12 protein-coding genes are annotated in these 16,610 nt (G+C 64.7%); all 12 read left to right on the top strand.

The features are described 5' to 3' along the window. The first annotated feature begins 311 nt into the window (after positions 1–311). The 12 genes from EPB08_RS01490 to EPB08_RS01435 all read left to right on the top strand — a co-directional run bounded on the left by EPB08_RS01490 (position 312) and on the right by EPB08_RS01435 (position 16,570). Complete coding sequence (locus EPB08_RS01490) at positions 312–2,732, top strand: DEAD/DEAH box helicase (RefSeq protein ID WP_130617291.1); 2,421 nt, start codon at positions 312–314, stop codon at positions 2,730–2,732. Next, positions 2,729–3,583: a ribonuclease H-like domain-containing protein gene (locus tag EPB08_RS01485; protein WP_130617290.1), complete on the top strand. Its 855-nt coding sequence runs from the start codon at positions 2,729–2,731 to the stop codon at positions 3,581–3,583. Before EPB08_RS01490 ends, EPB08_RS01485 begins: the two co-directional genes overlap by 4 nt. 170 nt (positions 3,584–3,753) lie before the next feature. Beyond that, a complete protein-coding gene (gene speC / locus EPB08_RS01480; RefSeq protein WP_130617289.1) occupies positions 3,754–6,006 on the top strand; it encodes an ornithine decarboxylase in 2,253 nt (750 codons plus the stop codon). Positions 6,007–6,357: 351 nt separating this feature from the next. Next, complete coding sequence (locus tag EPB08_RS01475) at positions 6,358–7,188, top strand: alpha/beta fold hydrolase (RefSeq protein ID WP_130617288.1); 831 nt, start codon at positions 6,358–6,360, stop codon at positions 7,186–7,188. Between the two features lie 126 nt (positions 7,189–7,314). After that, on the top strand, positions 7,315–7,749 hold the full coding sequence (locus EPB08_RS01470; RefSeq protein WP_130617287.1) for an RrF2 family transcriptional regulator: 435 nt from the start codon (positions 7,315–7,317) through the stop codon (positions 7,747–7,749). Between the two features lie 188 nt (positions 7,750–7,937). Next, positions 7,938–10,178: a nitric-oxide reductase large subunit gene (locus EPB08_RS01465; RefSeq protein ID WP_205746253.1), complete on the top strand. Its 2,241-nt coding sequence runs from the start codon at positions 7,938–7,940 to the stop codon at positions 10,176–10,178. Between the two features lie 199 nt (positions 10,179–10,377). Then, the gene (locus tag EPB08_RS01460; RefSeq protein ID WP_130617285.1) at positions 10,378–11,100 is read left to right on the top strand and encodes a c-type cytochrome; all 723 of its coding nucleotides are present in this window, start codon (positions 10,378–10,380) and stop codon (positions 11,098–11,100) included. Positions 11,101–11,264: 164 nt separating this feature from the next. Continuing rightward, positions 11,265–12,068: a class I SAM-dependent methyltransferase gene (locus EPB08_RS01455; RefSeq protein ID WP_130617284.1), complete on the top strand. Its 804-nt coding sequence runs from the start codon at positions 11,265–11,267 to the stop codon at positions 12,066–12,068. A 179-nt stretch (positions 12,069–12,247) separates the two neighbouring features. After that, the gene (locus EPB08_RS01450; protein ID WP_130617283.1) at positions 12,248–13,522 is read left to right on the top strand and encodes an MFS transporter; all 1,275 of its coding nucleotides are present in this window, start codon (positions 12,248–12,250) and stop codon (positions 13,520–13,522) included. Positions 13,523–13,785: 263 nt separating this feature from the next. Further along, entirely contained in the window at positions 13,786–14,322 is a 537-nt protein-coding gene (locus EPB08_RS01445) for a GNAT family N-acetyltransferase (RefSeq protein WP_130617282.1), read from the top strand. A 123-nt stretch (positions 14,323–14,445) separates the two neighbouring features. Then, positions 14,446–15,384, top strand: a complete 939-nt coding sequence (locus tag EPB08_RS01440; RefSeq protein ID WP_130617281.1) for a phosphate acetyltransferase — start codon at positions 14,446–14,448, stop codon at positions 15,382–15,384. Positions 15,385–15,388: 4 nt separating this feature from the next. Beyond that, positions 15,389–16,570, top strand: a complete 1,182-nt coding sequence (locus EPB08_RS01435) for an acetate/propionate family kinase (protein WP_130617280.1) — start codon at positions 15,389–15,391, stop codon at positions 16,568–16,570. Positions 16,571–16,610: the final 40 nt, after the last annotated feature.

Here is a 16,610-nt window from a genome sequence, read left to right as displayed (position 1 = left end):
CTTATGAATCGCTTAAGGGCATGAGGTCGAAGCCTTTTCCCTCCGGGGGGATCGACCAAGCCTGCGAGGTGGAGCCCTTCTCCCCCCGGGAGAAGCTGCCGGTCCCACGGGGACTTCCGTTGGTCGCAGCGGATGAGGGTGCGGGCGGCATTGCCACCTTCACGGTGGAGCGAAACCATCAAAGTCGCGGCAAGCCCGCACCCTCTCCCCAACCCCTCTCCCGAAGGGAGAGGGGCTCAAGGCTCTCCCAATCTCACGAACTGAGACGGTCCGACGCTGCAATGCACTCCCCTGCCGGACGGAATGCGCCGATGAATGCCCTGCCCAATCCCTTCGCCCGGCGCGCGGTACGCCAGGACGGCGCGCTGGCTGCGCCCGTGCTCGGGGGCGACCAGTTGGCGAGCCGGCTGACCAAACGCTACGGCGACCGCATCACCGGCTCGTTCGTGCAGCCCGCGCGCGAGGGTCGTTTCGCACCGCTGCCCGGCGACATGCCGCCCGCGCTGGCGCAGGCGCTGCGCTCCCGTGGCATCGAGCAGCTCTACGATCACCAGGCGCAGGCCTGGGATGCCACCGCGGCCGGCAAGCACGTGGTGATCGCCACGCCCACCGCGTCGGGCAAGTCGCTGTGCTACACGCTGCCGGTGATCAGCGCGGCGATCCGCCAGCGCGCCAAGGCGCTGTTCCTGTTTCCCACCAAGGCGCTGGCGCAGGACCAGGTGGCCGAGCTGCTGGAGCTCAACCAGGCCGGCGGACTGGGCGTGAAGGCCTTCACCTTCGACGGCGACACACCCGGCGATGCGCGACAGGCGATCCGCCTGCATGGCGACATCGTGGTGAGCAATCCGGACATGCTGCACCAGGCGATCCTGCCGCATCACACCAAGTGGGCTCAGTTCTTCGAGAACCTGCGCTATGTGGTGATCGACGAAGTGCATACCTATCGTGGCGTGTTCGGCTCGCACGTCGCCAACGTGCTGCGCCGCCTGCAACGCATATGCGCGTTCTATGGCGTGTCGCCGCAATTCATTCTGTGCTCGGCCACCATCGGCAACCCCGCCGAACACGCCAGTGCGCTGATCGAACAACCGGTCACCGCCATCACCGAAAGCGGCGCACCGGTGGGCGAGAAGCACGTGCTGCTGTGGAACCCACCGGTGGTGAACCCGGACCTTGGCCTGCGTGCCTCGGCGCGTTCGCAATCCAACCGCATCGCGCGCACAGCGATCCGTGCCGGATTGAAGACCCTGGTCTTCGCGCAGTCGCGTCTGATGGTGGAAGTGCTCACCAAATACCTGAAGGACGTGTTCGACAGCGACCCGCGCAAGCCGCCGCGCATCCGCGCCTATCGCGGCGGCTACCTGCCGACCGAGCGCCGCGCCGCCGAGCGCGAGATGCGTGCGGGACAGGTGGACGGCATCGTCAGCACGTCGGCGCTGGAACTCGGTGTCGATATCGGCGCGCTGGATGTGGTGGTGCTCAACGGCTATCCCGGCAGCGTCGCCGCCACATGGCAGCGCTTCGGTCGCGCGGGTCGTCGCCAGCAGGCGTCGCTGGGCGTGCTGGTCGCCAGCAGCGATCCGCTGGATCAGTACCTCGTGCGCCATCCCGAATTCTTCCAGGGTGCACCGCCGGAACATGCGCGCATCGCGCCCGATCAGCCGCTGATCCTGCTCGACCACATCCGCTGCGCCGCTTTTGAACTGCCGTTTCGCAACGGCGAACTGTATGGCCCGCAGGACGCCACACCGTGGCTGCAGGTGCTGGGCGAGGAAGGCGTGCTGCATCAGGAAGGCGAACGTTTCGAATGGATCGCCGACAGCTATCCGGCCAACGCGGTGTCGCTGCGCTCGGTCGCAGATGGCAACTTCGTGGTGGTCGATCGCACCGAAGGCCGGCAGACCATCGTGGCGGAAGTAGATTTCAGCGCCGCCTCGCTCACGCTGTACGAGGGTGCGATCCACATGATCCAGTCAGTGCCCTATCAGGTCGAGAAGCTGGACTGGACCGGCCGCAAGGCCTACGTCACGCGCACGCAGGTCGATTACTACACCGACGCGATCGACTACACCAAGCTCAAGGTGCTGGAAGCATTCGACGGCTCGCCGGCGGGGCGTGGCAGCGCGCATCACGGCGAAGTGCATGTGGCGCGACGCGTCGCCGGCTACAAGAAGATCCGCTACTACACCCACGAGAACATCGGCTACGGCCCGGTGAACCTGCCCGACCTGGAGCTGCACACCACCGCCGTGTGGTGGCAACTGCCGCAGCGTGTGCTGGAACAGGCCTTCGATCATCGCCAGGAAGCGCTTGATGGTTTCCTGGCCGCGGCGCACGCGCTGCATATCGTCGCCACCGTCGCCGTGATGGCCGAGGCGCGTGACCTGCAGAAAGCCGTGGGCAGCGGCGACGGTGCGTGGTTCGCCACGCCTGACGCCAACGGCCGCGCGCAGATGCGCGCCGGCTTCGGCGAAGACGAAGCCGTGCTGCAGGGCCCGTTCGTGCCCACGCTATACCTGTACGACGCGTTCCCCGGCGGTGTGGGCCTCAGTGCGCCCCTGTATGAGCGACGCGAAGACCTCGTACGCCTGGCCCGCGAACTGGTGCACCGCTGCGATTGCCATGCCGGCTGCCCGGCCTGCGTCGGCCCGGTGCTGGCCGCGGACGAACAGCAGGAACGCTCGCTCAAATCACTCGCCACGCGCGTGCTCGACCTGATCGTGGCCCTGTGAGCGCGCTCGCTGACAAACTGCGAGGGCTGCGCCGACAGGCTGGCGTGTCGGTGCTCGCCGTGCCCGAGCCCGTGCCGATGAGGCGTTCCGAACCATTGCCCGACAACATTCGTGCCCTGCTCGGCGTGCGGCGACATACAGCAGCCGCGCCGCGCAAAGTCATGGCGGCGCCAGCGACGCTACCGGGACGCACCATCGCGCCCGGCCTGCAGCTATGCGAGGCGATCGTTGCGTGGCCGCCCGCACCTCCGCTGTTCCATGCGCAGTTCGCCAAGCTTGATGCATGGATCGAGCCCGAACGGCTCGTGCTGTTCGATACCGAAACCACCGGTCTCGCCGGTGGCACCGGCACGCGTGCCTTCATGATCGGCATGGCCGACTGGCACGAAGGCCAGTTCCGCGAACGCCAGTTGCTGATCACTACGCTCGCCGGCGAAGCGGCCATGCTCGACTGCTTCGCCTCGTGGCTGAGGCCCGACAGCGTGCTCGTCAGCTACAACGGCAAGTCTTACGACGCGCCCCTGCTCAAAACACGCTTTCGCCTGCAACGCCGCGCCAGCCCACTCGACGGCCTGATGCATATCGACCTGCTGCATCCCGTGCGGCGGCGGTGGCGCGGCGCCTGGGAAAACTGCCGTCTCGCCACGGCGGAGCGCCAGCTGCTGCATGTGGTGCGTGAAGACGACCTGCCCGGCTCGGAAGCCCCTGCCGCGTGGCTCGGCTTCCTGCGCGGTGGCTCTGCCGCACCACTGCACCGCGTCGCCCACCACAACAGCCAGGACCTGCGCAGCCTCGGCGGTATCCTTCACCAGTTCGCCTCACCGCAGGACGTGCCGCTCATCAACGCTTGACGCCCATGCGTGTCACCCATGTGACAGGCCGGCTTTCGCAGCCGATTCACGCCATCGCGCCCAGAATCGCCGGCACTGCCCGGGCTAGGACGCCCCTTCGAGTCACCAGGGGATCCTGATCGCCACCGGCCAACATCGGCGCATGCCGCCCTCTCATGGGAGTGGTAACGATGAGCATCCCCTTCATCCACTATTTCCGCATCCTCGTGGCCGGTGAACGCAGCGAGGAAGTCGCCAGCATCATCGAGCAGGACCTGCATTTCCGGGTCGTGGTGGTTCCGCCGTCCGGCATCGAGGAAGCGATCCGATCCGGCGCGGACCTGGGGGCGATCGTGGTGTCCCGCGCACTCGCGCCAGCGACGATTGCCGTGCGCGACGAACGTGGCCTGCGCATGCCCATCTTCATGATCAGCGATCGCCACGACGAGACGCTCTCCGATACGTTCCTGAAATCACTGGACGGCATCGTGATTGCCGACCTGGAAAGCCGCGACTTCTACGAGAAGCGCCTGGTGGCTTCGGTGGAGCAATACGTGTCCAGCCTTCTCACGCCGTTCTTCGGCACGCTGATGCAGTACGACTTTGACGCCAACCGCACCTGGGCCTGCCCCGGCCACCAGGGCGGGCAGATGTTCATGCGCCACCCCGCAGGCCGCCTGTTCTACGAGCACATGGGCGAGAACGTGTTCCGCGACGACATCTGCAACGCAATGGTGTCGCTGGGCGACCTGCTGATCCACGAAGGTCCTGCGCTGGCCGCGCAGCAGGCCGCCGCGCGCGTGTTCCAGGCTGACCGCACCTATTTCGTGCTCAATGGCACTTCGGCCTCCAACAAGGTGGTCAACACGGCCCTGCTGACCAGCCGGGACATCGTGCTGTTCGACCGCAACAACCACAAATCCAACCACCACGGCGCGCTGGTCTTCGCGGGCGCGATACCCGTCTATCTCGAGGCAGACCGCAACGGCTTCGGCATGGTAGGTCCGATCGATTGGTCAGCCTTCGACGAGGCCTCGATCCGCGAGAAGATCAAGAACCATCCACGCCTCAAGGGCACCGACGCATGGAAGCGCGAGCGCCCGATCCGCGTTGCCATCATCGAGCAGTGCACCTATGACGGCACCGTGTACAACGCGAAGAAGGTGCTGGAGAAGATCGGTCACCTGTGCGAGTACATCCATTTCGACGAGGCATGGGCCGGCTTCGGCGCCTTCCATCCGCTGATGAAGGACCACTTCGGCATGAGCCTGTCGCTCACCGACAAGGACCCGGGCATCATCGCCACGCAGTCCACGCACAAGCAGCTGGCCGGCTTTTCGCAGGCTTCGCAGATCCACGTGCGTGATGCACACATCCGCCAGCAGCCGTTCCGTTTGAACCATAAGCGGTTCAACGAGATGTTCATGCTGCAGGCATCCACCTCGCCGTTCTATCCGCTGTTCTCAAGCCTGGACGTCAACGCACAGATGCACGCCGACAAGGCCGGACGCGTGCTGTGGGACGACATGGTGCGACTGGGCATCGAAGCGCGGAAGGCGATACGCAAGCGCTTTTCAGGTTTCCTCAACCCGTTCGTGCCGGACACCGTGAAATACCAGGGCGAGCGCATCAAGTGGGAGGACGTGCCCACCGACGCCCTGGCCAGCGAACAACAGTTCTGGCAGCTCGATCCGAACGAGAAGTGGCATGGCTACCGGCACCTCGGGCCGGACGCCGCGATGGTGGATCCGACCAAGCTCATGCTCACCACGCCCGGCATCGATCCACGGACGGGCGCCTATGCCAGCACCGGCATACCCGCCACGATCGTCGCCAATTACCTGCGCGAGAACCATGTCATCCCCGAGAAGAACGATCTCAACAGCATCCTGTTCCTGATGACGCCCGCGGTCGGCGAAGGAAAGATGGCGATGCTGCTGGCGGCGCTGGAGCGTTTCCGCGACCACTACGACGAGGACAGTCCGCTCGACCAGGTGCTGCCCAACCTCTACCGCAAGTACGAGGCGCGCTATCGCGGCTACACCGTACGCCAGATCGCGCAGGAGATGCACGACTTCTACGCTTCCAAGAACGTCAAGGAACTGCAGCGGCTCAGCTTCCGCTACGAGTCGTTTCCGGAGCAGGCCATGTCCGGACGCGACGCCAACGAAGCCCTGGTCAGCGGCCGCGTCGACTTTGTGCCGATGGATCAGGTGCAGGGACGGGTAGCGGCAACGCTCGCACTGATCTATCCGCCCGGCATCGGCATCGTGGTGCCGGGCGAGCGCTACGACGACCACGCCCAGCCGATGATCGACTACTTCCTCGCCTTCGAGGAAAGCTGCAATCGATTCCCGGGGTTCTCCTATGAGGTGCAGGGTGTCTACCAGGTGCCCGAGGGCGACAAGGTGCGGTTCTATACCTACGTGGTCAAGGAGGACTGAGCGCGCTCCATGAGCCGTGGACATCCGCCCGTGCGTGTGTCCACGCGATTCGTGCTTGACGCTCACTTCACCGTTCGAAAGGCAGCATCCGGCGAGGTCGGTCCTGGACGGCCGTACGTCGTAGCGCATCGCTGCCGATGGCATGACAGATCCGTCTCGACGCCGATCTTGGCGTAGCCATTTCGCCACGTCATCCCATCCACGCGACACCACCCCGATGTGCGCCGAGACAAGCGCACATCGGCCGGTGCGCGCTTGTTGTCTTGCTGTTCCACCTTGCGCTTAGTCCGACGACGAGTCGCCACCGTGGCGCCCGTCACCCAGCCCACTCCAACTCGTGCAGGTCACTCCATGGGAAGCAACCACATCACCACCAAAGATGGCGTCGAGATCTTCTACAAGGATTGGGGCAAGGGCCAGCCCATCGTCTTCAGCCATGGATGGCCGCTGTCGTCCGACGACTGGGACGCGCAGATGAACTTCTTCCTCGCGCAGGGCTACCGTGTGATCGCCCATGACCGCCGAGGCCACGGTCGCTCCACCCAGACCGACGACGGCAACGACATGGATCATTACGCGGCGGACCTTGCCGCGCTCACCGAAGCGCTGGATCTGCACGACGCGATCCATGTGGGTCACTCCACCGGCGGCGGCGAGGTGGTTCACTACGTGGCGCAGTACGGCATGAAGCGGACGGCGAAGATCGTGCTGATCAGCGCCGTGCCACCCGTGATGGTCAAGTCCAGGAACAATCCGGACGGCACGCCCATCGAAGTATTCGACGAGTTCCGCAAGGCGCTGCTCGCCAACCGTGCCCAGTTCTACCTGGACATCCCGACCGGGCCGTTCTACGGCTTCAACCGTCCTGGTGCCAAGGTGTCGCAGGGCACCATCTGGAACTGGTGGCGCCAGGGCATGATGGGCGGATCCAAAGCCCATTACGACTGCATCAAGGCCTTCTCCGAAACGGACTTCACCGACGATCTGAAGAAGATCGACAAGCCCGCCTTGATCATGCACGGCGACGATGACCAGGTGGTTCCCTACAAGGACTCTGGCGTGCGCTCGGCCGAGATGCTCAAGAACGCCACGCTCAAGATCTACCCCGAGTACCCGCACGGCGCCCTGACCACCCACGCCGAGGTGATCAACGCCGACCTGCTCGAGTTCATTCGCAAGTAGCGATGACGCGCCCCACCCTGACATGGGCGGGGCGCAGCCCTGGCGTGAGCGCTGGGCACTTCGTGGTGGCGCCTGCGACGATCCGCCTATAATGCGCATTGCACATACATGTTTAGAGTCCATGCCATGCGCCTGAACACGTTCACCGACTACTGCCTGCGCACCCTGATGTACCTCGGCCTGAACACCGAGGAGCTGGCGACGCGCGCGGATATCGCGGCCGCCTATGGCGTATCGGACAACCACCTGATGAAGGTGGTGAACTGGCTGGCGCGCCAGGGCTACATCGAAACCGTGCGCGGCAAGGGCGGCGGCATGCGGCTCGCCCATGCGGCCGCCGATATCAGCATCGGTGAGCTGGTACGCGCCAGCGAGTGTTCCACCCCGCTGGTGGAGTGTTTCGAACCCGGTAATCGCAATTGTCGCATCACTCCCTCCTGCCGGCTCAAGGGCATCCTCGCCGAGGCCATGGAGGCGATGTATGCGACGCTTGACCGCTATACCCTCGCCGACCTGATCGTGAAGCCAAGGCCGCTGGCCAACCTGCTTCATATCGCCTGATCCGCCGCGTCCCCCGCCTCCATCCCACGCCCCGGGCGCATTGACGCAGCTCAAGGCTAAACATGCATATCGGATGTATGTTTAGCCCCAAGTCCTATGCGTATGCCTTTTCATGCGGAGCCATGCGCCCCGCTTACCGGAGCACACTGATGCAATCAACACGGAAACTATGGCGCTGGCTCGCCATCATGTTTCTCGCGTCCTTCGCTGTCTTAGGGTGGCTGGGGCATGAGATCTATCTGGCCGCCCCGCCCATCCCGAAGCAGGTGGTCACCACCGACGGCCGGGTGATCTTCACGGGCGAGCAGATCCAGCGCGGCCAGGAAGCATGGCTGCAAGCCGGTGGCCAGCAGCTGGGCACCGTATGGGGACATGGCAGCTACGTCGCTCCCGACTGGTCGGCCGACTGGCTGCACCGCGAAGCCGTGGCCTACCGCGATCTCGTGGCGCAGACGCACTACGGGCGTCCCTACGCGAATCTCGATGCCGCCGGCAAAGGCTCGGCTGACGCGCTGATGAAGTCCACCATGCGCGGCAATACGTATGACGCCGCCACCGGTACCCTCACCATCGACTCCGACCGCGCAGAAGTGATCCAGCAGGTCGCCGACCACTACATGTCACTGTTCGGCACCGACCCCGCGCTGGATAAGCTGCGCGAACAGTACGCCATGATGCCGGGCTCGCTGCCGGACAAGCAGGACCTGACCGCGCTGCCGGCATTCTTCTTCTGGTCGTCGTGGGCTGCCGCTACCGACCGCCCCGGCGAGACGCACCTGTCCTATACCAGCAACTGGCCGCATGAGCCGCTGATCGACAACGTGCCGACTGCCGCCAACGGCATGTGGTCGATCGCCAGCTTCATCGGCCTGATCGCCGCCATCGCGGCCATGGTGTGGTTCCACGCTGCGAACCACGAGGAAGGCGACCCGGTTGCTCCCAAGTCGGATCCGCTGTTCAACCTGACCCCGACACCGTCGATGCGCGCCACGATGAAGTACTTCTACGTGGTGATCGGGCTGATGGCCTTGCAGGTGATCATGGGCGTCATCACGGCCCACTACTCCGTCGAAGGCAACAGCTTCTTCGGCATCCCCCTCGCGACCGTCCTGCCGTTCGTGGCCAGCCGCACGATCCATACGCAACTGGCCGTGCTGTGGATCGCCACCGCGTGGCTTGCCACCGGCCTGTACATCGGACCTGCGTTGTCGGGTACGGAACCGAAATATCAGAAGCTGGGCGTCAACGCGTTGCTGGTGGCGCTGGTGGTGGTCGTCGTCGGCTCGCTGGTCTGCGGCTGGCTCGGCACCATGCAGAAGCTGGGCTTCGACTACGGCTTCTGGATCGGCAACCAGGGTCTGGAATACACCAGCATGGGCCGCATCTGGCAGATCCTGCTGTTCGTCGGCCTGATGTTCTGGCTGCTGCTGATGGGCCGTGCCCTGTGGCCGGCACTGATGCGTCCCTCCGAAAGCCGTGGGCTCATCGCGATGGTGTTCATCGCCGCCACCTGCATCGGCCTGTTCTACGCCACGTCGCTCATGTGGGGTCAGCACACCCACTATTCGATGATCGAATACTGGCGCTGGTGGCTGGTCCACCTGTGGGTGGAAGGCTTCTTCGAAGTGTTCGCCACCGCCGTCATCGCGCTGATCTTCTCCCGCCTGGGCCTGATCCGCGCCTCGACCGCCAACGCCGCCATCGTGCTCGAGACCATCGTGTTCCTGTTCGGCGGCATCCTGGGCACGCTGCACCACCTGTACTTCACCGGCACGCCGACCTCGGTCATTGCCGTGGGTGCGATGTTCTCCGCGCTGGAAGTGGTGCCGCTGGCCATGATCGGCTTCGAGGGCTACCGCAACTACCAGCGCAGCAAGGCCGCGCCCTGGGTGGCCAACTACAAGTGGATCATCCTCTGCTTCATCGCCGTGGGCTTCTGGAACACCGTCGGCGCGGGCCTGCTCGGCTTTGCCATCAACCCGCCGATCTCGCTGTACTACGTGCAGGGCCTCAACCTGACCCCGGCACACGGTCACGCAGCATTGTTCGGTGTGTACGGCATGCTCGGCATCGGCCTGATGCTGTTCTGCCTGCGTGGCCTGGCGCCGCGTGCGAACTGGTCAGACTCGATGCTGAAGTCGATGTTCTGGCTGCTCAACATCGGCCTCGCGATGATGGTCTTCATCTCGCTGGTGCCGGCAGGCATCTACCAGGCCTGGACCAGCGTCGAGTACGGCCTGTGGTACGCACGTTCGCCTGAAGTGGTCCACTCGGCCTTCATGCAGGCGATGGTGTGGCTGCGCGTTCCCGGCGACGTGGTCTTCTCCATGGGCATTGCTTGCCTCGCCGCCTTCGCCTGGAAACTGCTGGCCCGCAACAAGGCGCCGGCTCCGGCGATCGCCACGAAGGCCGCCCGCTCCGAGGCCTGAGGCTGCCTCCCCCACGCAGAACGGCTGGCGCAACATCGCCAGCCGTTTTGCGTTTTCTCCGAGCTTCCCGCGCCTGCGGGGAGCACAATAGACCCCTGCGGCGCCGGCGCACTGCCGGCACCGCGACCCAAGCGCCTGGCACGCCATGAATCACTCATCTCCGTTTCGTCGGTGGGTTCGCGCACTTCCGTTTCGTGCGATGACGAGTGCGGCCATCTACGGCGCATGCGTGCTGTCCGCCCATGCCGCGCAGCTGGCGGAAATCGCGCGAGCAGCCATCCCCGACACCATCGAGCAACGCGTCGTCGCCTGCACGTCCTGTCATGGCGACAAGGGCCTGGGCGGCCCGGACGCCAATGCGGCCCCTCGGCTCGCGGGCCAACCGGCCGACTACCTGATGCTGCAGCTGAAGTACTTCCAGAGCGGCCAGCGCAAGAACGACGCGATGGAATACATCACCCAACCACTGACACCCGCTTACGCCAGGGAGATCGCCGAGTACTTTGCCGGCCAGAGCATGACCTATCGCCCCAGAACATCGTCTGCTCCCACGGATGACGTGATGCGCAGGGGCGAACAGGTGGTGCTGCTGGGCGATACGAGTCGTGGCGTCCCTTCCTGCGCCAGCTGCCACGGAAGCCGGCTGACGGGGCGCGCACCGCAGATCCCCGGCCTCACCGGTCTCTCCTACGAATACCTGCGCGCGCAGATGGTGCAATGGCGATCCCACTCGCGCGCCGCCGACCGCCCCTACTGCATGAGCGTGGTGGCCAATCGCATGAGCGAAGCCGATGTCCAGGCCGCCGCGATGTGGCTTGCCGGGCGGACGCCGGCAGATGTGATCACCGGAGATGCTTCCCACGCGGACGAGCCGCCCTTGCCGGAATGGTGCGTACTGGATACTGCCGGCATCACGCCGTAAGAAGCCGCGCTGAATGCAGCCTCCGCCGTGCCATCGTGTACTGCGTTGCACCCATGAATCCTTGCGCCCGGCCAGCCGCCAGCGATGCATGAATGCATGGCGTCTTCATGCCGAACCGGACGTTTCGGCGTACGCTTGGGATTCCACGCCAGGAGGGTTGAACCATGTTCCACCGCACCTGCAAGCTGCTTGCCCTGCTTTCCATCGCGTTGCTGGGCGTGACCGTCGCCCACGCTGCCACGCCACCTTCGGGTGAAGTGACCCTGCAGGATGCCGCCAATGGCAGTTGGCGTTCCGATGCCAACAAGGCACGCAACGTCTACCGGCACCCGGTCGAAACACTCGAGTTCTTCGGCCTGCGGCCCGACATGACCGTGATCGAATTGTCGCCGGGTGGCGGCTGGTACACCGAGATACTCGCGCCCTACCTCGCACCGCACGGACATCTGGTGGAGGCCGCCTCGCCCAAGGGCGACAAGTTCATGGCCAAGCTGAAGGCCGACCCGGCCACTTACGGCCGCATCACCAAGATCATTCCGTTCGCGCCGCCCAAACAGGTGGATCTGGGCCCACCCGATTCAGCGGACATGGTGCTCACCTTCCGCAATGCGCATGACTGGCTGATTGACAGCCCCGATACGCTGGACGCCGTGTTCAAGTCCGCCTTCGCCGTGCTCAAGCCCGGCGGCGTGCTCGGCATCGAGGAACATCGCGCCAAGCCATTCGGCGACCCACACGTCACTGCCGGCGCACTCCATCGCATCTCCGAGGACTACATGATCGGGTTGGGACTGAAGACCGGCTTCCGCCTCGCCGGGGTCTCGCAGATCAATGCCAATCCCAACGATCCCGAGGACATCAATGTCCATCGCCTGCCGCCCGATCTTTCCGGGCCAGAAGAAGAGCACGAGAAGATGAAGGCGATCGGCGAATCCGACCGCATGACGCTGAAGTTCGTCAAACCCTAGCCAGGATCGTTTCGCGCGAACGTGGATGGCGATGAATCCCTTGCCGCTTCCCGTTCGCATGCCGCCATGCCACCTCGAACCTACACGAGCGGGGTGGCATGGAGCTATGGAAGCGTTCCACGGCAAACCGCCAGCCTGGTGATCTCTCCTCTTCCAGTCATCTCTTTCCGAGGTGCGGCATGAGCGAACAGAACGCTTCCTTGGAGCCGCCGGGCCCGCTCCGCACGGTGAATTCACCTGGATCGACTTCGTCCCCTTCGATCGGGCGGGCCCTGACGTGGGTGATGGCGGCATCCTGCGGGGCCTGCGTGGCAAACATCTATTACAACCAGCCGCTGCTGGGATTGCTGCAGACCGCGTTTGACCACCAGGCCGCCATCGTCGACTGGGTGCCCACGGCAACCCAACTCGGATACGCCATCGGCCTGGTCTGTCTCGTGCCGTTGGGTGACCGGATCGCGCGTCGGCCGCTGATCATTGCGCAGACGCTCTGTCTGACGCTGTCGCTCGTCATTCTTGCTTTGTCGCCTGATGCACTGGTACTGGTCGCGGCCTCGACGCTGGTTGGCATCGCCGCTTCCGTTGCACAGCAGATCGTGCCGTTTGCGGCAGAACTCGCCGATCCCAAACAGCGCGGGAGCGTCGTCGGCACGGTCATGGCTGGATTGCTGTGCGGCATTCTTTTCAGCCGCGCCCTGGGCGGGTATATCGGGCAGCAATACGGATGGCGCGCCACGTTCTGGTGTGGCGCGTTGCTGTCGGCCGGGACGGCAGGCCTGCTCTGGGCAACGCTGCCCGGGCACGCACCCCATACCACCGAAAGCTACGGCAGGCTCATGCGCTCGCTGGGCACCCTCATCCTGGACGAACCCACGCTGTTACGGGCCACGGTCATCCAGGCATTGCTGTTCGGATCGTTCATCGCGTTCTGGAGCATCCTGGCCCTTAGGCTGGAAGCGCACTTCAAGCTCGGTGCCGAGGTGGCGGGTGCCTTTGGCATCATCGGTGCGGTTGGCGTGCTGGCGGCGCCCCTGGCAGGCAAGGTGGCGGATCGCAGGGGAGCCCACCTGATCATAGGCATCGGTGCCGCCGTGATGTTGCTGTCGTGGCTGGTGTTCGCTGTGTGGGCCAGCGTGCCCGGATTGGTTGCGGGCGTCATCCTGCTCGATCTCGGCGAACAGATGGCTCTGATCTGCAATCAGCACGTGATCTATGCCTTGCGACCGGAAGCTCGCAGCCGGGTCAATACGATCTTCATGGGCGGCATGTTTGTCGGAGGCGCGATGGGCTCATCGGGTGCCGTGATCGCCTGGCAGCAGGGAGGTTGGGAGCCCGTTGCAGGACTGGGCGCGGCCTTGGTGCTGCTCGCTCTTGCGGTTCATGGTCTGAGCCGGCCCACGCCATCCAGACGACGTCGCGTCGAAGATGCCGCTGGCGAAGTAGGCCGTTCGTAGTCCGGCATGGGAGAGCCCGGAGCATCGCGATGCTGCGGGAAGGATGCGTCGGTGGTCCTCCGCTTTCGCCTTCAAGGAAGTTGCTTCCGGCTGCTCCAACCACCGGGTAAAACTACGCGTCGTCGATCAGTAGAAATACGGTCGCGCCAGCGGCTCCGGATTGTGCAAGCTCTGGTGTCTCTGGACCGCTGCTGCCGCCACGACGGCCTGTCGAAAACCGAGTTCATGCCCTCAGGCCTCATCAGGCACTCACCGAGGCGGGAATGTCGCACGACGATCTCAACGATCGCGCTCCTCCGCAGACACTGACCTTGCGGGATGGCCGGAGCGTCGTCGTGCGTTCGATACAACCCGAAGACAAGGCGATGCTGGATGACGCCTTTGACCGGCTCTGCAAGGAAGCCCGCTACTCGCGCTTCTTTACGGTGGTGCGCTCCGTGCCCGCGGACATCCTTCAACCCAGGGCGCCAGGACCTCATGGGCACGTGGTGGCACTGGTCGCCCTGAGTGGAGACGGCCCGGAGGAAACCATGGTCGGCGGCGCTCGCTACATCACCGACGTCACGGGCGAGACCTGCGAATTTGCGGTCACGGTAGCCGATGACTGGTGCGGCCGCGGCATGGCGCGGCAGCTTATGGGCTGCCTGATCGACATAGCGCGCGACCGGCATGTGCGACGCATGGAGGGCACCGTGCTATCGACGAATACGGGCATGCGCGCGTTGGCTACCCGGCTCGGCTTCAGGGACGCGCCCTACCCGGGCGACTACTCGCTGCGATCGGTCGTCCTGGATTTGTAATCACCATACGGAAGTCCAAATCGATTTGCGCGGACTTCACGGCACAAGGCGGAAGCTTGCCGGGCCGCAGGCCCCTTGAATCGTCCAGCTGTACACCATGCGTCAGGCCACGAGGTCATCCCCATGGATGCAAGCCACGCGAAGTACCAGCGCCTCATTGATCGCTGCCAAGCCATGCCACCCACGCCAACGGCCGTGGCGCACCCCTGCGACGCATCCTCACTCACGGGAGCCATGGAAGCGGCCAAGCTCGGCTTGATCGCTCCCATCCTGGTCGGCCCCCTGGAGCGCATCAAGGCCGTCGCCTCCGAGAGTGGTGTCGACTTGACCGGCGTGCCCTTGGTCGATGCGCCGCACAGCACGGCCTCCGCGGCGACAGCGGTTGCGCTGGTGCGCGAAGGCAAGGCCGAAGCGCTGATGAAGGGAAGCCTGCACACCGACGAGTTGATGGGCGCCGTGGTAAAGCGCGAAACCGGCCTGCGCACAGCACGGCGCGTCAGCCATTGCTTCGTGATGGACGTACCAGGCCATGAGGACGCCCTGATCATCACCGACGCGGCCGTGAACATTGCGCCGACGCTCGAGGAAAAAGTGGACATCCTGCAGAACGCGATCGACCTCGCCCATGCCCTGAAGGCTCCCGAGGTGCGTGCGGCCATTCTCTCCGCCATGGAAACCGTGAATCCCAAAGTGCCTTCCACCGTGGAGGCCGCCGCCTTGTGCAAGATGGTCGATCGCCACCAGATCACCGGTGCGGTGGTCGATGGTCCACTCGCACTCGACAACGCGATCAATCTCGAGGCGGCGAAGATCAAGAAGATCGACTCGCCGGTGGCCGGCCGCGCGAACATCCTGCTGGTGCCTGACCTGGAAGCCGGCAACATGCTGGCCAAGAGCCTCACTTTTCTTGCCGGGGCCGATGCCGCGGGCATCGTGCTCGGTGCACGTGTACCCATCATCCTGACCAGCCGTGCCGACTCGGTCATGAGCCGGCTGGCGTCCTGCGCCATCGCGAGCATGGTCGCCGCCGCCCGCCGCGAAGGCGCAAAGATCCTGGGGTGACACCATGGCCGATGTCGTGCTCGTCCTCAATGCTGGATCGTCCAGCATCAAGTTCAGTGCGTTCGACGGCGGTCACGCCGATCTGCCGCTGATCCTGCGCGGCCAGGTCGAGGGCCTGTACACGTCGCCCAAGTCGATCGCCAAGAACGATGCAGGTACCGAGATCGAATCGAAGACCTGGAGCGACGCAGGCTTTGGCCATGAAGAGGCCATCGCGTATCTGGTGGCCCTGCTGCGGTCGCAACGCGGAGATCACCGGCTGGTAGCCGTGGGCCATCGCATCGTCCACGGCGGCATGCATTTCAGTCGTGCGACCCTCATCGACAGCCGTGTCATGGCGGCACTCCAGAAGCTGACACCACTCGCCCCACTGCACCAGCCGCACAACCTCAAGGCGGTCGACATCGTCACGAAGATCCGTCCCGATCTGCCACAGGTCGCCTGCTTCGACACCGCCTTTCATCGCACGCAGGCCGAGGTGGCCCAGGCGTTCGCCCTCCCCGCATCCATCACCGATCAGGGCGTACGCAGATACGGATTCCACGGCCTCTCCTACGAATACATCGCCAGCGTCCTGCCCGACTTCGACCGGAAAGCCGCCGAAGGCCGCACGGTGGTGGCGCACCTTGGCAATGGCAGCAGCATGTGCGCAATGGTCAACGGCCGCAGCGCAGCGAGCACCATGGGTTTCACGGCGGTCGACGGACTGCCGATGGGAACGCGTTGCGGAAATCTCGACCCAGGTGTCATCCTCTATCTGCTGAACGAGCTCAAGATGGACGCCAAGGCGATCGAGAACCTCGTGTACAAGCAGTCGGGATTGCTGGGCGTCTCCGGCCTGTCGAGCGACATGCGCAGCTTGCTTGGCAGTACCGATGCGCGCGCCGCCTTCGCCATCGATCTGTTCGCCTATCGCATCGGGCGCGAACTCGGCTCCCTGGCGGCGGCCAGTGGCGGCATTGATGCGTTCGTGTTCACCGCAGGCATCGGGGAAAACTCCCCCGACATTCGCCAGCGCGCCTGCGAACACGCACGATGGTTGGGCATTACCCTCGATGCGGACGCCAACCGGTCGGGCGGCCCGCGCATCAGTTCACCATCAAGCAGCGTCTCGGTCTGGGCCATTCCCACCAACGAAGAGTTGATGATTGCCCGGCATACGAGGAATCTTCTGGCGGCGGCATAAGGCCGGGACGATGCCCCGGCCTGGCATGCACGCACTACGC

It is taken from the genome of Dyella amyloliquefaciens, assembly GCF_004296575.1.
Taxonomy (GTDB): domain Bacteria; phylum Pseudomonadota; class Gammaproteobacteria; order Xanthomonadales; family Rhodanobacteraceae; genus Dyella; species Dyella amyloliquefaciens.
Note: the sequence above shows the minus strand (reverse complement) of the source record. Positions and strands in the feature narration are given on the sequence as shown.